19 protein-coding genes are annotated in these 22,285 nt (G+C 40.8%); 14 read left to right on the top strand and 5 right to left on the bottom strand.

The window, feature by feature from the left end:
* Positions 1-90 precede the first annotated feature (90 nt).
* Positions 91-1,116 carry an endo-1,4-beta-xylanase gene (locus QE450_RS19710; protein ID WP_273614203.1) on the top strand — a complete coding sequence of 342 codons (1,026 nt, stop codon included), beginning with the start codon at positions 91-93 and terminating at the stop codon, positions 1,114-1,116.
* Positions 1,117-1,246: 130 nt separating this feature from the next.
* Here QE450_RS19710 and QE450_RS19705 read toward each other — a convergent pair whose 3' ends face one another.
* Together QE450_RS19705 and QE450_RS19700 are read right to left on the bottom strand one after the other, a co-directional pair.
* A complete protein-coding gene (locus QE450_RS19705) occupies positions 1,247-2,527 on the bottom strand; it encodes a sensor histidine kinase (RefSeq protein ID WP_307301539.1) in 1,281 nt (426 codons plus the stop codon).
* The gene (locus tag QE450_RS19700) at positions 2,527-3,207 is read right to left on the bottom strand and encodes a response regulator transcription factor (RefSeq protein WP_274171402.1); all 681 of its coding nucleotides are present in this window, start codon (positions 3,205-3,207) and stop codon (positions 2,527-2,529) included. Before QE450_RS19700 ends, QE450_RS19705 begins: the two co-directional genes overlap by 1 nt.
* A 185-nt stretch (positions 3,208-3,392) precedes the next feature.
* Here QE450_RS19700 and QE450_RS19695 point away from each other — a divergent pair, with 185 nt between their 5' ends.
* The 5 genes from QE450_RS19695 (at position 3,393) to QE450_RS19675 (ending at position 9,907) form a co-directional block, all read left to right on the top strand.
* Complete coding sequence (locus QE450_RS19695; protein WP_307301537.1) at positions 3,393-4,598, top strand: hypothetical protein; 1,206 nt, start codon at positions 3,393-3,395, stop codon at positions 4,596-4,598.
* Between the two features lie 264 nt (positions 4,599-4,862).
* Entirely contained in the window at positions 4,863-5,630 is a 768-nt protein-coding gene (locus tag QE450_RS19690) for a polyphosphate polymerase domain-containing protein (RefSeq protein ID WP_274171404.1), read from the top strand.
* Complete coding sequence (locus QE450_RS19685; protein WP_273614198.1) at positions 5,623-6,309, top strand: DUF4956 domain-containing protein; 687 nt, start codon at positions 5,623-5,625, stop codon at positions 6,307-6,309. Before QE450_RS19690 ends, QE450_RS19685 begins: the two co-directional genes overlap by 8 nt.
* A gap of 52 nt (positions 6,310-6,361) precedes the next feature.
* Positions 6,362-8,542: a carbohydrate-binding domain-containing protein gene (locus tag QE450_RS19680; protein ID WP_307301535.1), complete on the top strand. Its 2,181-nt coding sequence runs from the start codon at positions 6,362-6,364 to the stop codon at positions 8,540-8,542.
* A 240-nt stretch (positions 8,543-8,782) separates the two neighbouring features.
* Entirely contained in the window at positions 8,783-9,907 is a 1,125-nt protein-coding gene (locus QE450_RS19675; protein ID WP_373462007.1) for a type II asparaginase, read from the top strand.
* 221 nt (positions 9,908-10,128) lie between these two features.
* Here QE450_RS19675 and QE450_RS19670 read toward each other — a convergent pair whose 3' ends face one another.
* The gene (locus QE450_RS19670) at positions 10,129-11,055 is read right to left on the bottom strand and encodes a prenyltransferase (protein WP_307301533.1); all 927 of its coding nucleotides are present in this window, start codon (positions 11,053-11,055) and stop codon (positions 10,129-10,131) included.
* A gap of 220 nt (positions 11,056-11,275) precedes the next feature.
* Between QE450_RS19670 and QE450_RS19665 the strand changes: the two genes are divergently transcribed.
* Positions 11,276-12,571, top strand: coding sequence for a GntP family permease (locus QE450_RS19665; RefSeq protein WP_273614195.1), 1,296 nt, complete (start codon positions 11,276-11,278; stop codon positions 12,569-12,571).
* 12 nt (positions 12,572-12,583) lie between these two features.
* The gene (locus tag QE450_RS19660; protein WP_307301531.1) at positions 12,584-13,729 is read left to right on the top strand and encodes a glycerate kinase family protein; all 1,146 of its coding nucleotides are present in this window, start codon (positions 12,584-12,586) and stop codon (positions 13,727-13,729) included.
* Positions 13,730-13,871: 142 nt separating this feature from the next.
* Here the strand turns inward: QE450_RS19660 and QE450_RS19655 are convergent, their stop codons facing one another.
* Complete coding sequence (locus QE450_RS19655; RefSeq protein WP_307301529.1) at positions 13,872-14,900, bottom strand: CdaR family transcriptional regulator; 1,029 nt, start codon at positions 14,898-14,900, stop codon at positions 13,872-13,874.
* Positions 14,901-15,125: 225 nt separating this feature from the next.
* Between QE450_RS19655 and QE450_RS19650 the strand changes: the two genes are divergently transcribed.
* The 3 genes from QE450_RS19650 to QE450_RS19640 are packed head-to-tail and all read left to right on the top strand — an operon-like array spanning position 15,126 to position 18,749.
* A complete protein-coding gene (locus tag QE450_RS19650; RefSeq protein WP_307301527.1) occupies positions 15,126-17,192 on the top strand; it encodes a BglG family transcription antiterminator in 2,067 nt (688 codons plus the stop codon).
* Positions 17,189-17,455 carry a PTS sugar transporter subunit IIB gene (locus tag QE450_RS19645; RefSeq protein WP_069326492.1) on the top strand — a complete coding sequence of 89 codons (267 nt, stop codon included), beginning with the start codon at positions 17,189-17,191 and terminating at the stop codon, positions 17,453-17,455. Before QE450_RS19650 ends, QE450_RS19645 begins: the two co-directional genes overlap by 4 nt.
* 25 nt (positions 17,456-17,480) lie before the next feature.
* Positions 17,481-18,749, top strand: coding sequence for a PTS ascorbate transporter subunit IIC (locus QE450_RS19640; RefSeq protein ID WP_273614191.1), 1,269 nt, complete (start codon positions 17,481-17,483; stop codon positions 18,747-18,749).
* A 189-nt stretch (positions 18,750-18,938) separates the two neighbouring features.
* On the opposite strand, the gene QE450_RS19635 is transcribed toward QE450_RS19640, so the two are convergent.
* Entirely contained in the window at positions 18,939-19,700 is a 762-nt protein-coding gene (locus tag QE450_RS19635; RefSeq protein WP_274171412.1) for an AIM24 family protein, read from the bottom strand.
* Between the two features lie 173 nt (positions 19,701-19,873).
* Here QE450_RS19635 and QE450_RS19630 point away from each other — a divergent pair, with 173 nt between their 5' ends.
* From QE450_RS19630 to QE450_RS19620, 3 genes are all read left to right on the top strand, one after another.
* Positions 19,874-20,215 (top strand): zinc ribbon domain-containing protein YjdM, encoded by a 342-nt coding sequence (locus QE450_RS19630; protein ID WP_307301518.1) that lies wholly within the window; start codon positions 19,874-19,876, stop codon positions 20,213-20,215.
* Positions 20,216-20,382: 167 nt separating this feature from the next.
* Complete coding sequence (locus QE450_RS19625) at positions 20,383-21,489, top strand: bifunctional transcriptional activator/DNA repair enzyme AdaA (protein WP_307301516.1); 1,107 nt, start codon at positions 20,383-20,385, stop codon at positions 21,487-21,489.
* A complete protein-coding gene (locus tag QE450_RS19620) occupies positions 21,486-22,268 on the top strand; it encodes an isocitrate lyase/PEP mutase family protein (RefSeq protein WP_307301514.1) in 783 nt (260 codons plus the stop codon). The genes QE450_RS19625 and QE450_RS19620 overlap by 4 nt, the downstream gene beginning before the upstream one ends.
* Positions 22,269-22,285 lie beyond the last annotated feature (17 nt).

The following is a 22,285-nucleotide window of genomic DNA, read 5'->3' as shown; positions in this document are numbered from 1 at the left end:
CTTACAAATGTAAGCGCTTATCTCATATTTTGGTAATGTTCGATATCGAAACATACGCAGTCCATCTATTTATCCAGAGGAGGAAATGAGATGTCAAAATCAAGCCTATGGAAAGTGATTGGAACGGTCGCATTAACAGGGGTATTATGTACATCTACTTTTGCAGAGTACAGCTATGCGAGTCTAACCAGTGGAAGTAAGTTTTTAGGTAATATTATTGCTGGTAATGTTCCCGCGAGTTACGGTAACTACTGGAATCAAGTGACACCGGAAAATTCGACCAAATGGGGAGCCGTTGAAGGCAATCGCAATTCGATGAACTGGGGACAAGCCGATATGGCATACAATTATGCGCAAAGTAAAGGCTACCCTTTTAAATTCCATACTTTAGTCTGGGGAAGTCAAGAACCTGGATGGGTAAGTGGTCTATCTGCGGCAGAGCAAAAAGCAGAAGTGACTCAATGGATACAGTTAGCAGGTCAGAAATATTCGAAATCTGCTTTTGTTGATGTAGTCAACGAGCCATTTCATGCCAAGCCATCTTACAGTAATGCGATCGGTGGAAGTGGAGCGACAGGCTGGGATTGGATTGTATGGTCTTTCCAACAAGCAAGGCAACAATTTCCTAATTCCAAATTACTTATCAATGAATACGGCGTTATTAGCGATCCTAATCTAGCCGATCAATATGTGAAAATTATTAATATTCTCAAAAGTCGTGGCTTAATTGATGGAATCGGTATTCAATGTCACCATTTTAATATGAACAATGTATCGACCAGTACAATGACAACAGTACTGAACAAATTAGGATCGACAGGCTTACCGATCTACGTATCTGAACTGGATATGACCGGTGACGATGCCACTCAATTAGCACGTTATAAAGAAAAATTCCCTGTACTTTGGAATCACCCTTCTGTCAAAGGAGTGACACTATGGGGATACATCGAAGGACAGACATGGGAGCCGAATACGCATTTACTGAATGCGAATGGTACAGAACGCCCTGCACTAAAATGGTTAAAACAATTTTTCGGCAAAGGGATCACAGATGGACAGTCTATTATGCTGGAAAAAGATAACTTAGAGACTACTGAAGTACCTGCTCCATAATTGTGAATATACCTGATAGATGGAACAGTCTTATAAAATAGCAACAAAAAGGATGCTAGCTTGATCGTTAGCATCCTTTGTTTATAAAGTGTCTGTATGATACATGTAATGAGAGCACAATTACTCTCATTCAGACCGCATTGAATAGTAAATGAAAAGTGGTCGACTCTCCTACGACGCTAGTAGCATACAACTTGCCTTCATGCTGATCGACAATAGAGCGCGCAATAGCAAGTCCTAATCCATAGCCGCCTTGCTTACGAGCACGTGAAGTATCTGTCCGGTAAAAGCGGTCAAAAATACGGGTAAGATGTTCTGGCGCAATCCCTTCGCCAGTATTAGTTATATTCAATAAAACTTCCTGTTGCTGATGTGTAAGTGAGATCGTAATGGTTCCTTGAGAATTAGCGTATTTGATCGCATTATCCAGAATAATCATAATCACCTGATGAATCTGTTCCTGGCTACCTTGTACCATAAGATTCGGCTCAATCTCATAATCCAGTGTTAATTCCTTTTCGAAAATAACAGCTTCCATCGTTAATATAATCCGTTCTACCGTTTCACTCAGATCAAATGGTGTATATACCATCGAAGTTCGAGAATCGTCCATTTCTGTCAAATACAATAGATCGTTGGTTAAGCGAGCCATACGCTCTGTTTCTAACTTGATATACTCTAGCCATCTAGCCTGACTTTCGATCGTTTCCTCGCGATTAGATAACAGCACATCAGCATTGGTATTAATAATCGCTAGCGGTGTTTTGAGTTCATGTGAAGCATCGGCGATAAATTGCTTTTGTTTATCAAAAGCTTCTTTAACCGGATAAATCGAACGATTAGCAAAAAAGCGGCTGGTGAAATACAACGCGACCAACATGATTAATCCTACTACAGCAAATGTATAGATCAAATTTTTTAAGATATCTTGTTGCGCTGTGACATCTAGAAAAATAAGCTTGTACCCTGTACTGATAGGTTGCTTGATAAATGCCCAGTCACTATTATCGAGCTTAAATTGTCCATTGTTTTTGTTAATCGCTTTCGCTTCTGCCAGAGCAGATTGATACAAAGTAGTATCCATATCAAATGGAGAATGGGTGGCTGTCATTTTCCAGTTACTATCAATTTCGATAGAAAAAGATAACGAACGTTCTGTAAATGTATCGTCTACAGGTTGACCATTTCCATTCATCCCGCCGGGATTGTTCATACCCCCTCCACCGGGAGGATTCTGTCCATTATCGAAGTTCCGCGGAGCGATGTTAGCAATGCGAGATAACTCACTACGGATATCATTTTGAGCGTTACGATACGTAATCGTATAGATCGAAGCAAATGCGATTAGCATCAATACCGAAATCGTCACGAGATTAACAATCAGAAATCGATTACGAAGCTTGTTGAACATTAAGAAGTCACCTCTTCTAATACATAACCGACTCCACGAATTGTATTAATCTTAACTTGGGAATGCAGGAAGTTCAGCTTTTTTCGTAAAAAAGAAATATACACTTCCACATTGTTGTACTCTACATCCGAATCAAATCCCCATAACTTTTCGATAATCTGTTCTTTGGAAGTCACCCCTTGCTTGCGAGTGATAAGAAGTTCTAACAACTCATTTTCTTTTAGATTTAACTTCATTTCTTTGCCATTCACCGATAGCTTGAGATTGGCTGTATTTAATTGAATATCTCCAAATTGGAGTCCTTCTTCGGGTAAGACTTCTCCTTTACGACGGAGTGCCGCCCGAATACGAGCTAACAATTCTTCCGATGAAAAAGGCTTAGCGATATAATCATCTGCGCCATAATCCAGTCCGATCACTTTATCGGTAATCTCACCTTTAGCGGTCAGCAAAATAACAGGTGTTGCCACGCCTTGTTGACGTAATGTTTTGAGAACGCTGATCCCATCCATTTCGGGCATCATAATATCCAGTAATAACAGATCATAGATCCCACTTTGGGCATAATCCAGCCCTGTACGGCCATCATGTACGGCATCAACGGAGTAATGATTTTTTTTCAAAATTTGGGTTAACGCTTCTGCTAAATGCAGTTCATCTTCTACTATTAATATTCGCATAGTGGTTATCGTCCTTTATATATCGTTCTCTACACATTGATCATTATCCACGTACTTGGTAGAGTAACGGATTGTTTGTATGATACATTAATGATAATGGTCAAAGCTTTAGCCAATCTTAAACCTTATTACTGTATCGACCAGATCTGTGCCAAATTTGAATATATCTAAGAAGGTGGGCTTATATGAGTAAACCAACAATGCGTACTGTTACAACCACGATGTCGCCAGAATATGAGATCAGACATATCCAATTCATGTACCAGACAAGGCAATTATTTGCGATCAAGAAATACGTAGATATGTCTCCAGACGATTTTGATTTTGATCTACATATTGAAGATTTATTTCTATATAAAGGCATTCTAAGTTGTGATGCTAGAACAGGTAAAGTGAGTACATATTATTTTCCACAATCTAAAGTAGCAACATTAAGTAATAGCGCAAATACACATACGTTATTTTATCTAGCTTATAGTGATGATTATAATAGGCTTTACTGTTATAAACGCGATCTGGAAGCAGAAGTAGATCAGCTTGTATTTACAAAAGATATACGTGGCGCCTACGAGCCATCGATCAATCGTATCTGGTCTGTTCATCATTTCTATTCCCTGAATAAGCGGTATGCTCTGATCTCTTATCTGTTGCCAGATCAAGAGCGAGGTTTTCACTATGCGCTGATCGATGCCGTAGAGCAGAATATCACTCCTTTTGTACCCGGTGATACAATTCGCAATATAGAATCTATCATGGGATTCAACAGCAATGGGACAGAATATCTGCTGATCAAAACAGGTGAACATATGGTACATGAACGAAAAATAGATTGGGAATATAACCGTCCAGAAGTCGAACAATTAATAGTGATTGCAGTCGATGAATTTATTGCCAAAGTGCAAGCTAACGATACAGATTTAAGTGATCATATTATATTTTCTGCTCAAAGTCATGAAGCTTTTGCAGATTTAATTATACTGGATCATCAATTAATCATTTTAGTCGAGCGGTTTGATACAAAAGATTCTCTATTGATGATATACACTGTGGATAACCAAAATAAAGAATATATTAGTTATCCACATGTGTATAACAAATTATATCATCTGAACCACATCTTTTATGCTACCCACACGTCGGATATGTCTACTCGATTGTATAAGTTAAGCACAGGCGAGCAGATTGCTGAGATTTTACAACCTCAAGGAATCGTTACGATGATAGAAGAAGGAATTGTTACTATAGATCAACGTCTGGGGAGTGAAGATCGGCAATTATATATCTATAATGATCAGGGATATACATTATGGATAGAAGATTGTGCCTGGATCGATTACAAGCAGCAGTTTATATTCAAAATAAAACAAAGCGAGCAACATTCTTCTTTATAGAAGTCAATCATATAATTCATTCATTATTGCCATGTGCGCGTATGCGTCATGGCTTTTTTTGTGTTTTGTCAAAAATGTTTTCGCAATGTAAAACATTTAAGATTCACTAAAGGTTAGGGCTGTAAGATTCAAATATAAGCAAGCGAGACACACCAACAGACAACATCTACATGTGAGGTAAGACTCAATATACACTTCATAACTATTTTTAAAAACCAATCAGATAATATCCAATACATGCTTACACGAAAGGAAATGATCCACATGGCAATCGAAGTATTCAACCGGTATGAAAGTAAATATCTGATGGACACTCCATCGTATTTCAAATTGTATAACGAATTGTTGGAGTATATGGAAGTCGATGAATATTGCCAACAACACGATTTTTACTCGATCAGCAATCTGTACTTTGACACACCACATGACTCGTTAATTCGCATGAGTCTTTCCAAACCCAAATACAAAGAAAAGCTACGCTTACGAGCTTACGGTGTTCCCGGTGAAAATGCCAAAGTCTATCTAGAAATTAAAAAGAAAGTGATGGGCTTGGTGAACAAACGCCGGACAGCGCTGAAATTAGACGAAGCCTATGAATTTGTTCGCACAGGTCTGGCACCGGAGTACCAGGATTATATGAATCAGCAAGTGCTGAACGAGCTGACTTACTTTTTGCAAATTTACGATCTAGCACCGAAATTATATCTTTCGTATGATCGCAAAGCATTGTTCAGCAAGCACAATCGTGATCTGCGGATCACATTTGATAGCAATATCCGCACCAGACGTTATGATCTCAAATTAGAACAAGGTGATTATGGCGACCAGTTGATGGACAAAGGGCAATGGCTGATGGAAGTCAAAGCTGAAAAAACGATTCCATTATGGTTATCACAAAAGTTGTCCGAACACGGGATGTACCGTACGAGCTTTTCCAAATACGGCAACGAATACAAACAACTATTGAAATCGAAAATAAACCAACCTGTAGAACATATTCCAACTGAAAAGGAGAGCATTCTTTATGCTTGATTCATTACTAACGGTGGCTACAACCACAACAGACCTGACTTTAACCACTTCGCTACTCACGATATTCGTCGCTATTGTTCTAGGCGGATTAATCAGCTTGACGTATATGAAAACGAACCCGAGCGGGTATTCACAAAACTTTACATTAACGATGGTACTGCTTCCAGTGATCGTCGCTATCATTATTCTACTGATTGGTAGCAACATCGCCAGAGCATTCAGTCTTGCCGGTGCATTCTCGATTATTCGCTTTAGAAGTGCTCCCGGCGATCCTAAAGATATCGCCTATGTATTGTTCACCATGGCAGCCGGTCTTGCCTGCGGTACAGGATACTTTGGTTATGCTGTGTTATTCACGATTATCCTGTGTGTGATGATGTTTGTACTCAACCGCTTCAAATTTGGTGTCAGTAAAAAATTGCAAAAAACACTTAAAGTCACGATTCCAGAAAATTTAGCTTATGACGAAGCATTTGCAGAAGTATTCCAACAATTTAACGTACAGTATGATTTGAAAAAAATTAGAACAACCGAGCTTGGCAGTCTGTATGAACTGGTCTATTTGGTCACAATGAACCAGGTTACCAACCAAAAAGAATTTCTGGATGCAATCCGGTGCCGCAACGGTAACCTTGACCTCTCCTTAACGATGAGTCCAACAGCGGTAGAAGCATATTAAATTATCCAAACCAAACGAATTCCAAACCAACGATTGAAGGGAACGATATCATATGAAAAAATGGATCACAAAAACCAACTTGAGCATAGTTCTTCTAAGTACACTGGCATTATCAGCATGCAGTTCAACAACACCGACAGCATCCGAGGCATTAGCGGCGGCAACTAGCTCGACTGCTACAGTGGCAACAACAGCGACTACAGTATCCTCTTCAACAGCACTGAAAGTCTCTGATCTGGTTACATTTGATAGTGGAGACGATGCGATAGATTGGAAATCATCCGACTATACAGCGATCCAATTAACAGGTTCCAGTGCAACCATTACAGGCAATGGTGCAACTGTAGCAGATGGAGTCATTATGATTACCGCAGGTGGTACGTATGTGCTTAGCGGTCAATTGACAGATGGACAGATTGTGGTCGATTCACAGGATGAAGAAGATGTCATACTGGTACTAAATGGCGTAACGATTACAGATAGTGATAGTGCACCAATTTATATCAAAGAAGCGAAGAATGCGTTTATTACCTTAGCCGACGGTACAGAAAATGTGATCACAGATGGAGCAGAATATACTTTTGCAGATGATACTACAGATGAACCAAGCGCAGCGATTTTTAGCAAAGCAGACTTAACTATCAATGGTGAAGGTACATTATCTGTACATGCCAATTACAAAGACGGTATTACCAGCAAAGACGATCTCAAAATCGTATCTGGCACATTAAATATTACCGCTACAGATGATGGTATAGTCGGTAAAGATATGGTAGCGATCGAAGATGGAACATTTAAGATCGTAGCGGGTGGAGATGGGATCAAGTCTACAAACGATACTGATGCAGATAAAGGATTTGTCGCTATAGCAGGTGGAACTTTCGATATCCAATCTACGAATGATGGTATTCAATCTGAAAAGCAGTTAGTTATTGATGACGGTACATTTACGATTGTATCTGGTGGAGGTCATACCAAAGCTGAAGCCAAAGTGGAAGAACAACCCGGTCAAGGTGGAGGATTCGGTGGGCCGCGAGGTCAAGAAGATCAAGCTACAGCAACAACAACTACCAAAGCGACTGCTAATACAACAACATCGACAGACACGACTGCATCAACAGACACAGATGCAACAGCTACTGAATCTACCAGTACCAAAGGGCTGAAAGCAACAGGTGATATCACAATCAATAGTGGAACGTTCACCATAGATTCCGCAGATGATGCTGTTCATAGTAATGCAACAGTCCATATCACAGGCGGTACACTTGAAATTGCTACAGGTGATGATGCTATGCATGCAGATGTGGATCTGAATATCTCTGGTGGCAAGATCAATGTAACTACCAGTTATGAAGGGTTAGAAGCGACAAATATCAATGTCTCTGGTGGAGATACGAATGTGATAGCTTCTGATGATGGTGTAAATGCTTCTGGTGATGCGAACACAACAAGTACAACAGCATCGACTGAATCGACAACAGCTTCAACTACCACAGAATCAACGACTACAGAACCAGCAACATCGACAGACACCGATCCAGCAGGTAACAGCGCTCCTCCAGGAGGTTTTGGTGGAGGCGGCGGTCAAGGTAGTTCCCAAAATGCTCTATTAAATATTACAGGAGGTACACTTACTGTAGATGCACAGGGAGATGGATTGGATTCCAATGGATCTATTACGATGTCAGGCGGAACTGTTATCGTTAATGGTCCAACTGCGAACGGAAATGGCCCACTCGATTATGATGGTACCTTTGAAATGACAGGTGGATATGTAGTCGCTGTCGGCAGTTCAGGTATGGCTCAAGCACCTTCTGACGATTCTACGCAATCTGCAATCAGTATGAGTTATTCTGCTACCCAATCAGCAGGTACACTGGTTCATATTCAAGATAGCACAGGCAAAAATATCCTTACTTTTGCACCGACTAAAGATTATCAATCCGTTGTTGTCAGTTCTCCTGATCTGGTTAAAGGTGATTCATACTCGATCTACACAGGTGGAACGTCTACAGGTACAGCAACAGATGGACTATATGCAGATGGTGAATATACAGGCGGAACCAAAGTAGTCGATTTTGAATTAGCTAGCCAGATCACATGGGTGAATGAGTCAGGTGTAACAACGGCGAACACAGGATTTGGTGGAGGCGGAGGTCAAAGACCGACTAGAAATATGACGAACAACACGACAGGTACAACAGATAGCACATCAGATACAGCACAATAATCATTAGGTAGTAAAAAGTAAATATAATCTAACATGATCAATAAGGATATCAGTTATTATAAGCTGATATCCTTATTTTGTGTTATATAAAATGACATATTGTTTGCATAAATATACAATTCTATTGAGTTATTTAGCTCTTTATCGCTATAATACATATTAATATTATATTTATGTAATATTAATTTACATAAGATTTAAAGTCATAGTGTTATTATTCAATGACAAGGGGGAATAGGTATGAAATTATCAGTGCAATGGAAACAAAAATGGTGTGTCTCTATGTTAACAGCGGTATTGTTAATGCCTGTTATGAGTTATTCTGCATCGGCGGCGACAGACACCAATCCTACTTCTCAGACCACAGCTGTACAAACATCTTTGCCAAACATCAAAATTCTTGCTACAGGTGGTACTATTGCAGGTTCTTCAGAATCCAATACCGATGTAACCGGATATAAAGCAGGCGCATTAGGTATCGATGTATTAATTAATGCGGTACCTGAAATGAAAAAAGTAGCAGACATCAGCGGAGAACAAATTGCGAATGTGGGTAGCCCTGATATCGACAATGCTGTTTTGCTCAAATTAGCCAATCGGATCAATGAATTACTCTCTTCTGATGATGTTGATGGTATTGTAGTAACACATGGTACAGATACATTAGAAGAAACAGCGTATTTTCTAGATTTGGTCGTCAAAAGTGATAAGCCTGTAGTGGTTGTAGGAGCGATGCGCCCGGCAACAGCGATCAGTGCAGACGGTTCATTTAATTTATACAATGCTGTCAAAATTGCAAGTAACCCTGAGTCTACTGGCAAAGGAGTTATGATTGCTCTGAATGATCGGATTGGGGCGGCACGTTATATTACCAAAACCAATACGACAGGAACCGATACATTCAAATCGGTCGAACAAGGTTATCTGGGTGTCGTGTCTGGCGATAAAGTGTATTTTTATAATCAATCGACACGCAAACACACAGCAAATACAGTGTTTGATGTCAAAGGAATGACCGAATTACCACAGGTCGATATTTTATACGAATATCAAAACAATGGCAGTTATCTGTATGATGCGGCAGTAGCTTCAGGTGCTAAAGGAATTGTCGTAGCAGGTAGTGGGAATGGATCATTATCTACCCGTTCTAGTGAAGGCGCAGCTAGAGCAGTTGATCAAGGAGTAACTGTTGTACGTTCGACACGTACAGGTAGTGGTGTAGTCACTCCATTAGATTCAGATGCTGAAATAGGTACATTATATGCTGATTCACTGAATCCGCAGAAAGCTCGCATTTTGTTAATGTTAGCTCTAACTCAGACCAAAGACCCTGCAACGATTCAAAGCTACTTTGAAGCATATTAAGAATAGGGATGTAGCGATAATCCTATAATTTGTCCAAAGTGGTATGTACTTGTCATTGTATATACGGTATCTAATCAACAGATGTACAGCATCTAATGAGCACATCAACATGAAAAAAACCAAAAAGAAACGCTACCGATCATCAAGCTTGGTCGATAGCGTTTCTTTTTTTATCATTGAAGCATAGGTAAATGCAGTGAAGTGTGTATACCCTTATTTATTTATATAAAAATACCTAACCATATCGCTGTGATCATCGCGATCAATAATAGCTTTTTCTCACAGGCAGTTACTTGTTCGGCATCTTGTATATCAGTTCTGACGATCAAAAAGATAGATACAATCGCAATTACCGCTACACCTATAGCCGCCCATAACCGATCGGTACCTAACCATAATGCACATAATCCGATCAGAATCATATAGACAATCGCAGGAAGCGAGCTGTACTTGGGACCAAACATAGCGACAGACCAGACTACACTTGTCCGCTTCACAGGAGAAGCTTGCTGATCGGCTGCTAGATCAGGAATATGGTGGATCATTACCCAGGCGATACAATATAGCGCATTGATAACAGCATTTTGTACCGCCCATTCTGGAAAATCCCCTAACATGATCCATACGCCTGCTAATCCTAAGAAAAAGGCTGATGGAAATGTACTTAACCATTCACCTGCTAGCGGAATATAACTGAATCGTAACGGAGGCATCGAATAAGAAGCAGCTCCCCAGACACCAATCACCAGCAGTAAAGCTAACGGATAATATCCGAATAAAGCCAGTACTCCGGCAATCACCAATAACCCGATTGCAAGTCCATATCCGATCCATTTGAGTGTCTGTGGAGCGATACGACCTTCTTGAATAACCCGACTTCCTCCAGATAAATAAGCAGGGCTGTGTTGATCGGTACCTGATAAATAATCGGTATAATCATTCAGTGCATGAGTTAATGCGCCATGAATCATAAAGCATCCAACCAGTAGTAATAACGAAACAGCGCTTAATACCCCTTTAGGCAGATCATAATAAGCGAAAAGTGGAAAAACACCTGAGAAGATAATCACCACACTGGAAGTAATCACAGCAATCGGTCGTAATAACCGGATCGTGTTTTTCAAAAGCAAAATAGCCGAAGGATTCAAGCGGTTAACTCCTTTCATACGCAAAGTATAATATGTATCGTGGTTATGGTTCTTTGTCTATTACCCGAATTGTGGCACCTTGGACCTTGATATGATCCAACACAACAATCTTATTTAGTTGGTCATATGCACAATCAATTTCGTCTTTTTATCAATAGGTTTTCAAAGTTGAAAGCGCTATACTGAAAGCGCGTTCAACAAAGCAATAGGGGGAAGACGAATGGAAGGTTTAACGATTAGCTGGATAGGCGCTTTAGTAGGATTAGCTATCGCTATCATTCTCATTTTGCGCAAATTGAATCCGGTATATGCTTTATTTCTAGGAGCCATTATCGGTGCACTTCTAGGGGGAGCCAATCTAGAGCAGACCGTTACAATATTGGTCAATGGTACACAAAGTGTGATGGGAACCGTACTGCGCGTGCTTGCCGCCGGTGTATTAGCAGGTGTGATGATGGAATCAGGGGCGGCAGAGACTATTGCTCAAGCCATTGTCAAAAAGTTCGGTGGTAGTAAAGCGATTCTAGCACTAGCGCTGGCAACTATGATTATTACGGCTGTAGGTGTATTTATTCCAGTTGCGGTACTGATCGTAGCACCAATTGCTCTTTCAGTAGGTAACAAAATGGGAATTTCCAAAATAGCATTGTTATTAGCTTTATCGGGAGGCGGTAAAGCAGGAAATATTATTTCTCCTAATCCCAATACTATCGCGGCGGCACGTGGATTCAATCTGGATCTCAGTCAGGTGATGCTTGCCGGTGTTATTCCTGCAATCTGTGGATTGATTGTGACAGTAGTAGTCGCTTCGCTACTCAAAAACAAAGGAGTCATGGTGACAGACGAGGAAGCTGTCGAACAAGATGTCGATACTTCCAAATATCCGCCTCTAGGTAGAGCGATTGTCGCTCCTGTTGTAGCTGTCGTGTTATTAATGATTAATCCAATCGGTTCGATATCCGGTATCCAAGCATTAGCTAATTTCAAAGTAGATGCGATGTATATTTTGCCGATTGCAGGCATTATAGGCATGTTAGCGATGCGACAAGGCAGTAAGATCGTAGAATATACGACATCAGGTCTGAATAAAATGACAGCTACGGTATTAATTCTAATCGGAGCCGGTGGAATAGCAGGTCTAATTACCGCTTCTGATTTGTCGAATCAAGTGGTAAGTCTGATTGAAATTTCCGGTATTTCGGGAACATTTTTAGCACCAATTGCAGGGATATTGATGGCGGCGGCAACAGCTTCTACTTCAACAGGTGTTATTTTAGCCACCGGTTCATTTGGTGAAGCAATTCTGAATATGGGCACAGCTCCATTAGCTGCGGCAGTGATGGTACATACTGGAGCTACCGTAATCGATTCTTTACCACAGGGCAATTATTTCCATGTAACAGCTGGTGCTATGAAAATGAGTATTAAACAACGGATGGGATTAATCCCTTATGAAGCAATCGTCGGTGGAACGATGGCAATTGTAGCAACGATCCTTTACGGATTTATCCTGTAGTGAGGTGAGAATATGAACAAACCAACATTTCTTTTAGCACCCGATTCATTTAAAGAAAGTATGACCGCTAAAGAAGTCTGTATCGCTATAGAAAAAGGGCTTCGCAAAGTCTATCCAGAATCCCGTTATATTCATGTCCCGATGGCAGATGGCGGGGAAGGTACCGTCCAATCGTTAGTCGACGCTTCAGGCGGACAATTGTATCAAAAAGAAGTGACAGGGCCTTTGGGCACTCAGGTAACTGCTGCTTACGGTATTATGGGCGATGGTGTAACAGGAGTCATTGAAATGGCTTCAGCAAGTGGGATTCACTATGTAAACCAACATACCCGCAATCCGTTAATCACCACCACTTACGGTACAGGTGAGTTGATTCGAGCATGTATAGATCGCGGTATGAAAAAGATTATTATCGGTATCGGTGGAAGTGCAACGAATGATGGTGGCGCAGGCATGGCGGAAGCATTAGGGGTACGCTTTCTCGATGAGCAAGGAGAACCACTTGCGCGTGGAGGTGGTGATCTAGGTCGCCTATCTACTATTGATATCTCTGCACTGGATCAACGTCTACAAGATGTACAGTTGATTGTGGCGTGTGATGTTACCAATCCACTTTGTGGAGAACAAGGAGCTTCTCAAGTCTTTGGCCCGCAAAAAGGAGCTACACCGGAGATGATACAGGAATTGGATCATAATCTGCACCATTATGCGGCAGTAGTGAAGCAACAACTGGATAAAGATGTAGCATCTATTCCAGGAGCAGGCGCAGCAGGTGGATTAGGAGCAGGTTTGCTTATTTTCACACAATCTGTATTGCAAAAAGGAATAGATATTGTGATCGAATACAGCGGATTAATCCCCAAATTGGAAAGTGCTGATATTGTATTTACAGGAGAAGGCGGAATCGATTTCCAAACCAAATTTGGCAAAACACCGTATGGTGTAGCTCGTGCTGCACGTGCATCAGGTAAGCCTGTTATCGCTATCGCAGGCTATATTGGAGAAGGCATTGATACGTTATATGATGAAGGTATAGATGCGATATTCGGTATTGTTCCCGGAGCCTCTGATCTAGATTCCTTATTGCAATCAGGTGCAGCCAATATCGAACGTACGTGTGAAAATATCGCTAGAGTACTGGCTTTGCGTAACAAATAAAGAAAGCAGTAGTAGGTGGATACTTATCTACCCAAATAGCTCTACACATCAAATAATCAAAAAAACGTTCCTGTATCTATATGATCAGGAACGTTTTTTGCTATCTAATAACGTCTCATAATCATGGATAGTGCAGACTGATTTATTTGTGGAGCGAGATTAGACCGTACGTAAGTTCAATCAAGTGCAGTAGTTGACGGGGGTCTTTGCCTGTTACTTGCTGAATCTTTTTCAAACGATATTGTAGTGTGTTGCGATGGATATTAAGATGAATCGCTGTATCTGACATATTGCAATTATGCTCTATAAAACTTCGCAACGTATCTAGCAAATCGCTATACCCTTCTAACTTGGTTACACTATTGCCTGTCTGCATCAGTTCTGTATGACTCCATTGAGCGATAAATGCCACTTCATCATAATGTATAATCTGTGTCGATGGACGCAAAGACAGTAACAGAGTCATTGCTGATCGAGCTTGTTGATAGCTTGTAGCGATATTGGCATGAGAAGTGCCTACTGCAATCCACTGCTCAGGATGATGACTATATAAGGTGGAGATACATGGACTAATATTCGCTGGATCTTGTATAAGCACAACATAGCTATCTTCATCTATTTCAAACCACGGGTAAGGTAACCAATTACTAGGTTGATCTTCTTGCCGTTGGAATGATTTGATATATAAGACTGTTGTTTTGACAAGCAAATCAATATGATAAGAAGTAGCTTCTTTTTTTATCTTTTGCGAATACGTGCCTGTGTAATGAAGTAATAGATCACTAAATGCTTTTTTGCGATTATTTTCATACGTCTGCTTTTCAAAAGCAATGCGCTGTTCGATCAACAAAGTCACTGTCGTTCGTACAATATTGCAAAAAGGACGAACTTCATCAGGATGCCCGGTGATACCGATGACACCTACATACTGCTGATTGATCACAATCGGTTCGTTGGTGCCTTGCTTTTCATATTCACGAGCCGTACGAATTTCAATCATTTTACCGATCGATAACGCTTCAACTGCACCTTGATGAATAGTACCTACTCGATGTCGCTCTCCACTGCCTATAATAATCCCCTGTTCATTCATAATATTAATATTGTATGGAATATCTGCCATCATTTTATCGACTATCTCTTGAGCTTGCTGCTCGGACAGTTGGAACATATCTCATCCCCCTTTGTGCAGTTGACCAATCTATTAGTTGGTTTAAATTATAAATAAATTCTTCAGTTATTACAGTGATTTTATCTATATTTTATTTATGATCAGTATAACTATGCACAAGAAGTGTATATTGTTGTGCAGATTATTCGACAATAAAGGGACTCAAAAACAGTATAGATTTGTCGGTTATTGTTGTATCGTTATCACAAGGGAGGCAACACAAAGATGATTTTAGATGAACGAAGTGCCGGCATCTTACAATTACTTCAACAATCATCAGCACTCACGATGGTCGAGTTGGAAACTCATATGGAGCTTACCCGAAGACAACTGCAATACAGCATCAACAAAATAAATGATTGGTTGGTACATCATGGTTACTCTGCGATTTCTTATGATCGTCAAGTCGGTTACTACTTAACAGATATTATTCGAGCAGAAGATGTGCCTGTGAAATTAACCAAACGATCTTATCTATTTTCAGAAGGAGATCGAGAAAAAGTATTCGGACTGCTTTTGCTACTAAGCAAAGAATCATTATCTGTTTACCATTTTCAGTCGATCGCCAGTGTGTCTCGTAATACGGTGCTCAAAGATCTGCAACGATTGAAGTCCAAGTTACACACGTACAAATTGTCGATTGAATATTCCAAAAAAGATGGATATGTGATCAAAGGAAGCAATCATCGCAAACGCCATCTAATTGAAGAATGGTTACCCGAGGTGCTTCATAGCCCTAGCCATTTATTGATTATTCAATGTATCTGGGAAGATCACACAGAGCAGTTGGAACAGATTCGTCAACAATTGGAAAAGATTGAGCATCAACTGGCAATTAGTTTTGCCGATGAACGCCTGCAAGAACTGACGTACCTGATATTATGTACCGATCAATTGATTGGCAAAGGTGCTACTTTATCAGTCCAGCAAAGTTGGGAAGAGTTAACAGGTACACAAGAGTATCAACTGGTGAAGCAAATGGTGCAATCGTCTGCTTTTGAGCAGGAGTGGAGTCAAAATGAATGTCTGTATGCGACACTTCATTTGCTTAGTATGAATCGTACACGAGATATCTCGCCACTACAGGAAGACAAAATGATCCAGCAGTTGATTCGTGAGATTGTATCTGAATTTGAACGCTGGGCATGTGTAAGTCTGCAAGATCAGGAGCTGTTGTACCAGCAGTTATATGTTCATTTGCGTCCTGCGTATTACCGGATGTTATATGGAATCTCTTTGATCAACCAGATGACCGAGCGGATTCAGAAAGTCTATCCTGAACTTCATCATTTAACCCACAAAGCACTGATTCCGCTTGAAAAAAGTATCGGGGTCAAAGTGCCTGAAGATGAAGCCGCTTACTTTACGATTCATTTTGGTGGGTGGTTGCGTAGACAGGGAACCGTACTTGATGATCGCAAGCGCGCGATTGTTGTCTGTGCGAATGGTATAGGAATCAGCCATATTCTGATGTATACGCTTCGTGAAATGTTTCCAGACATTCTGTTTTTGGATGCTTTGTCAGTACGAGATATGGCGAATTATACGCTAAGATATGATCTGGTTTTTTCAACCGTTCATCTTAGAACATCTGCGCCATTGTTCGTAGTTCCGCCAATTATGGAGATTCCAGATAAACAAAAGCTACGACAGCAAGTGATGCAAGAATTATACGGGTACACGATAGAAAAAGTAGATACCGCTTCACTGCTCAAAGTGATTGGTCAGCACGCTACTATTTTGCAACCGGAAGAGTTAGAAAAAGCATTACAAGCACACATTTATACCTATACGCATAGAACAAATAAGCATTCCCTAGAGGGGGCAGAGAAGCCTGTGCTGGAACAATTGATTACTGAAAAGACAATAACTTTCCAGTCCAATGTCAGCGATTGGAAAGAAGCGATTGCAGTAGCCTCTCAGCCACTATTAGAGATGGGTACGATCGAAGAGCAATATATTGAAGCAATGATCCAATCGATTGAACAAAATGGACCTTATGTGGTAATTACGCCGGGAGTGGCGATTCCGCATGCTCGTCCAGATCAAGGAGTACGTTCGCTATCAATGAGCTTTTTGCGATTAGAAGAAGCGGTTTATTTTGCACCGGATAAGCCTGTGCGGTTGATTATTATTTTGGCGGCGGCAGATCGTTCGTCCCATTTACGAGCATTGGTGCAATTAACGCATTTGCTAGGGGAGCCGTCGAATATCGAAGATATTTTGAACAGCCCGGATAAAAATGTACTTATGCAATATATTCATCAATATTCTAAGGAGGAAACAGAATGAAAATTATGGTCGTATGTGGAAACGGATTAGGAAGCAGTTTTATTATGGAGATCAATATCAAAAAGGCTTTAACAGAAATGGGCAAAGTAGCAGATGTGGATCATACCGATCTATCGTCAGCCAAATCCGAGCAAGCGGATATCTTTATCGGAGCGGCAGATATTATGGCACAACTTAGCGATGGGGGTCGTACAGTCGTATCGCTTGAAAATATGATGAGTATCCCTGAAATTAAATCCAAATTAGAACCGCTTCTAGCTTGATCTGAGGGAAGAAGGTAGAGCCGATATGATGAATTTAATAATGAACGATATTCTAGGCACGCCGTCTATACTGGTTGGATTGTTTGCGCTGATCGGACTACTATTACAGCGGAAGCCTATCGCTACAGTGGTCTCCGGTACACTCAAAACGATTATGGGGTTTGTAATTATTGGAGCTGGTGCAACAGTATTAACAGGTGCGCTAGATATCTTTGGCAAAATGTTTACTCATGCTTTTCAGGTTCCCGGTATTATTCCGACCAATGAAGCGATTGTAGCAGCAGCCCAAAGTCAATTTGGAGCATCTACGGCTCTTATTATGGTATTCGGGATGATCGTAAATATTATACTGGCACGTTTTACACCGCTTAAATACATTTTCTTAACCGGACACCATACGCTATTTATGGCTTGTCTAATTGCTGTATCGTTAACAGTTGGTGGTATGAGCGGCGCACCACTGGTGATTGTAGGATCGATTATTTTGGGATTATGTATGGTTGTATTCCCGGCAATTTTACAGCCGTATGTACGTCAGATTACAGGTAGTGATGATTTTGCTGTAGGGCATTTTGGTTCGATCGGTTACTTTGTCTCTGCGACCATCGGGAAATGGTTCGGAAATAAAGAAAAAACGACCGAGCAGATTAAAGTTCCGCAATCGTTAGGCTTTTTGCGAGATACTTCTGTAGCAGTCTCGCTGACAATGTCGATCTTCTTTATCGTTGTAGCTTTGTTTGCAGGACAAGAATATATCCAGACTGAATTGTCTAACGGTTCTAACTTTATCGTCTTCTCTCTAATTCAAGCGATTACTTTTGCAGCAGGGGTATATATTATTCTTGCTGGTGTACGGATGTTGATTGCAGAGATTGTACCTGCATTTAAAGGGATAGCTGAGAAATGGGCTCCGAATACGAAGCCAGCACTCGATTGCCCGACTGTATTCCCATTTGCACCCAATGCAGTGATTATCGGTTTCTTATTTAGCTTTTTGGCAGGATTATTGTCGATGTTTATTTTACCAGCAGTAGGCTTGAAGGTGATTATTCCGGGCTTGGTTCCTCACTTCTTTACAGGAGCGGCGGCAGGGGTATTCGGGAATGCGACAGGTGGACGGCGTGGAGCGATGATCGGTGCATTTGCAAATGGATTGTTAATTAGCTTCTTACCAGCAATCTTGCTCATCTTCCTGACACAGTTCGGCTTCGGTGGTTCGACATTTGGCGATACTGACTTTGGCGCTGTAGGGATTCTCATTATGGGCTTAATGAAGATTTTTGGAGCGGCTTAAGTACATCGTATCCATTGTGATAATAAACTAACAAAAGGTAAAGAATGCATAATCGCGTTCTTTACCTTTTTTGTTATTGTCTTTTTAATCTTAATGTTGTTCCTTTATATAAGGTGTCATTATCAATGTTATTCATTAAATAATGAGTAGATTAGTAGAGCATAAGATGCCTGATTAATCTATGATATGTTAATTCGAAGGCGGAGCTAACCAGACGGTTCCGGTACCACGATACACGTTCACTAATCCTTCGCCAGATGCCATAGAACCCATTTTGGTTTTGCCTGATTTCTCGACTGTGAAGTTGAGTGTATTCGACCACATCATCGCAAAGTTACCATCGACTTTTAGCACATCATTTTGCAGTTCAACCACAACAGCTTCTTCAGCAGGAACAGGTGCTTCAAGAGCAATAACGCCTTTACCGCTAGCACTCATATTAAATAATCCTTCACCACCAAGTACAGCAGAAGAGAAGTTACTGCGTGCGACAACGCCGATTTTGAGTGTCGTCTCACAAGCCAAGAATAATCCATCGTCCAGAACAATTTCATCGTTATCGACATCAATTAACCAGATGTATTTGTAGGTAGGTTCTAGCAAGATCGTACCTGTTCCGTTATAAAGTGGTTTGATAGAGCCGGTACCTGTTGCCGCTCCACTTAGAAAACCACGCACAGCACCACCAGCGCCTTTGACCCCTGTTGTCATTTCCATATTACCAACGGTGTACTGCATCGCGCCTGCACGCATCATAATTTCGCTATTGTTAATTTCGATCATTAACTGTTTGCGATGCATATTGCTTTTAGACATATAATATTGAGCACTAGCTTCACCTACCGAGGTACAACTAAGGTCTTTGATATATTCCAATACGGTAAAACTACCTAATTTGTCTTTGATCACTGTATTGCTATTATCGGTAAGATTGCTGATAGTAAAAGCCATATGTAACGCCCCCTGTTCATATCGTAAAAAGATATCTTTATTTTAACGAAATATGGAGCAATAAGGAAATCATAGTTGATCTGGAATAAAAATTTGTAGAACTTCCAAGTCTATGGCAAAATATAAGCATAAACAGGTTGTCAAATGAACCGAACGAATGGAGAAATGAAAAGATGTCGAGCTTGCCCCATTGTCCTAAATGTCATTCTGAATATACATATGAAGATGGCGATATGTTAGTCTGCCCGGAATGTGCTTATGAATGGAATCCAAACGCTGAAGAGACTCCAGATAGCGACGAGAAAGTCGTTAAAGATGCCAACGGCAATATTTTACAAGATGGCGATTCGATCACGATTATCAAAGATTTGAAAGTGAAAGGTAGTTCTTCTACCCTCAAAATCGGTACCAAAGTTAAAAATATCCGTCTGGTCGATGGCGATCATGATATTGACTGCAAAATCGACGGCTTTGGCGCGATGAAATTGAAGTCTGAATTTGTGAAAAAGATTTAATGATTAATTCTTTGAATAAGGCTACACGATATTGATATAACGGAGATCAAGCTAAGCATTGTGCTTAGCTTTTTTCGTATAAAAAAATCAATGCCTGAATTTCGGCGATGAACATGCAGTCGGGGAATTATAATAAACGTATCCACTTCTCGTAAAGGAGCATCTCTATGATCTCGCCTGAATACCAGCAAGAGTATTACCAAGCATTGCTTGAGAAAAAGACAGAATACGAAGGTTTATTTTATGTTGGTGTCAAAACAACAGGCGTATTTTGTCGTCCTACCTGTCCGGCGCGTAAGCCGAAATTTGAAAATTGTGAGTTTTATGCAACCGCGCAAGAAGCTTTGCTCGCTTCCTATCGCCCCTGCCAACGTTGTCGTCCATTGTCCCATCCGAATCATGTATCTGATGTTGTACGTATACTGGTAGAAGCGGTAGAAAAAGAACCTGAAAAGCGCTGGCGTGAAGAAGATTTCCGTCAATTATCAGTAGATGAGTCCACCGCTCGTCGCCAATTTAAAAAGCGCTTTGGCATGACGTTTGTCGAATATGCGCGTGCTCGCCGAATGGGACTAGCGCTCAAACATATCCGTTCCGGGCAAACGGTTATTGATACACAGTTGTCAACAGGATATGAGTCGAGTAGTGGATTTCGAGATGCGTTTGCACGAATTATGGGTGCTGCACCGACATTGCTGACAGAAGATCGGGTGCTTAAAGCTTCCTGGATCGATACGACACTCGGTCCGATGATTGCTGTCTCAAGTGAAGAAGCATTGTATCTATTAGAATTTGTAGATCGTAGAGGATTGGAACGTGAAGTTGAACGATTACGGATAAAAACAAAATCGGCGATTATCCCAGGAATGACTGAACCGATTCGCTTGATCGAGCAAGAATTGAATACGTATTTTTCAGGAAAGTCTACGACATTTACAGCACCGCTACAATTACTAGGTTCCCCTTTTCAACAACAGGTATGGGATCAATTAATGAAGATTCCAGCAGGAGAAACTCGTTCTTATGCTCAGATTGCATCAGCGTTAGGAAAGCCGTCTGCTTTTCGTGCGGTTGCTCAAGCCAATGGAGCGAATCAATTAGCGATTGTGATTCCTTGCCACCGTGTGATTAATTCCAATGGAGAATTGGGTGGATATGGCGGTGGGCTTACCCGCAAAACATGGTTATTACAACATGAACGAACTCCACTACAAGCCATTCAATCGTCTACGTTTAACCCTTTAATACATGAACAAGGAGAATATAACTCATGACTACTCAAATTCAGCAAGCACAAGTATTACATGATCTACATGTAAAAGGAAATCCGTTGGTGTTGGTCAATATATGGGATGCAGGTAGTGCAGCGGTTATCGAACGTACAGGTGCCCAAGTGATTGCTACAGGCAGTTGGTCTGTCGCTAGTGCGCATGGTTATGAAGATGGACAAGCATTTCCTTTTACACAGGTGATCGACAATCTCAAACAGATTACGCAAAAAGTACAGTTACCTGTCACGATTGATATAGAAGGTGGATATGGCGATACTCCTGAACAAGTATCTAAATCTGTAAAAATGATTATCGAAGCTGGAGCAGTAGGCATCAATATCGAAGATCAGATTATCGGTGAACAACGATTATATACGATCGAAGATCAATGTGAACGTATTGTTGCAGCTCGCCAAGCTGCTGACCAGTTAGGTATTCCTTTGTTTATTAATGCGCGTACCGATATTTTTTTACAAGCCGATCCGCTGTCTTCTGCTTCTGTGCAAAAGGAGAATACCGAACAGGCTTTAACACGTGCTATCGCCTATGCTCATGCAGGAGCGAATGGATTTTTTGTACCCGGGTTGAGTGATCCTTCTTCGATTCAAATGTTATGCACTCATTCTCCATTACCAATCAATATTATGCTTACTACAGATACCCCTTCTGTATCCGAATGTTCTGCATTGGGAGTATCCCGAATAAGTTATGGGCCGTCACCTTATCAGCAAGTGATGAATACGTTGGAAAAAGTAGGTCAGCAAGCTTTAGCCAGTCGTTAATTCCTTGATTATTCTTT

Origin of the sequence: Paenibacillus sp. SORGH_AS_0306, from assembly GCF_030819345.1 — a bacterium.
Taxonomy (GTDB): domain Bacteria; phylum Bacillota; class Bacilli; order Paenibacillales; family Paenibacillaceae; genus Saccharibacillus; species Saccharibacillus kyungheensis.
Note: the sequence above shows the minus strand (reverse complement) of the source record. Positions and strands in the feature narration are given on the sequence as shown.

Bases quoted from the DNA above. Each gene is read 5' to 3' on its own strand.
- QE450_RS19710 (WP_273614203.1), top strand. From the start codon at position 91: ATGTCAAAATCAAGCCTATGGAAAGTGATTGGAACGGTCGCATTAACA.
- QE450_RS19705 (WP_307301539.1), bottom strand. From the start codon at position 2,527: ATGTTCAACAAGCTTCGTAATCGATTTCTGATTGTTAATCTCGTGACG.
- QE450_RS19700 (WP_274171402.1), bottom strand. From the start codon at position 3,207: ATGCGAATATTAATAGTAGAAGATGAACTGCATTTAGCAGAAGCGTTA.
- QE450_RS19695 (WP_307301537.1), top strand. From the start codon at position 3,393: ATGAGTAAACCAACAATGCGTACTGTTACAACCACGATGTCGCCAGAA.
- QE450_RS19690 (WP_274171404.1), top strand. From the start codon at position 4,863: ATGGCAATCGAAGTATTCAACCGGTATGAAAGTAAATATCTGATGGAC.
- QE450_RS19685 (WP_273614198.1), top strand. From the start codon at position 5,623: ATGCTTGATTCATTACTAACGGTGGCTACAACCACAACAGACCTGACT.
- QE450_RS19680 (WP_307301535.1), top strand. From the start codon at position 6,362: ATGAAAAAATGGATCACAAAAACCAACTTGAGCATAGTTCTTCTAAGT.
- QE450_RS19675 (WP_373462007.1), top strand. From the start codon at position 8,783: ATGAAATTATCAGTGCAATGGAAACAAAAATGGTGTGTCTCTATGTTA.
- QE450_RS19665 (WP_273614195.1), top strand. From the start codon at position 11,276: ATGGAAGGTTTAACGATTAGCTGGATAGGCGCTTTAGTAGGATTAGCT.
- QE450_RS19660 (WP_307301531.1), top strand. From the start codon at position 12,584: ATGAACAAACCAACATTTCTTTTAGCACCCGATTCATTTAAAGAAAGT.
- QE450_RS19655 (WP_307301529.1), bottom strand. From the start codon at position 14,900: ATGTTCCAACTGTCCGAGCAGCAAGCTCAAGAGATAGTCGATAAAATG.
- QE450_RS19650 (WP_307301527.1), top strand. From the start codon at position 15,126: ATGATTTTAGATGAACGAAGTGCCGGCATCTTACAATTACTTCAACAA.
- QE450_RS19645 (WP_069326492.1), top strand. From the start codon at position 17,189: ATGAAAATTATGGTCGTATGTGGAAACGGATTAGGAAGCAGTTTTATT.
- QE450_RS19640 (WP_273614191.1), top strand. From the start codon at position 17,481: ATGATGAATTTAATAATGAACGATATTCTAGGCACGCCGTCTATACTG.
- QE450_RS19635 (WP_274171412.1), bottom strand. From the start codon at position 19,700: ATGGCTTTTACTATCAGCAATCTTACCGATAATAGCAATACAGTGATC.
- QE450_RS19630 (WP_307301518.1), top strand. From the start codon at position 19,874: ATGTCGAGCTTGCCCCATTGTCCTAAATGTCATTCTGAATATACATAT.
- QE450_RS19625 (WP_307301516.1), top strand. From the start codon at position 20,383: ATGATCTCGCCTGAATACCAGCAAGAGTATTACCAAGCATTGCTTGAG.
- QE450_RS19620 (WP_307301514.1), top strand. From the start codon at position 21,486: ATGACTACTCAAATTCAGCAAGCACAAGTATTACATGATCTACATGTA.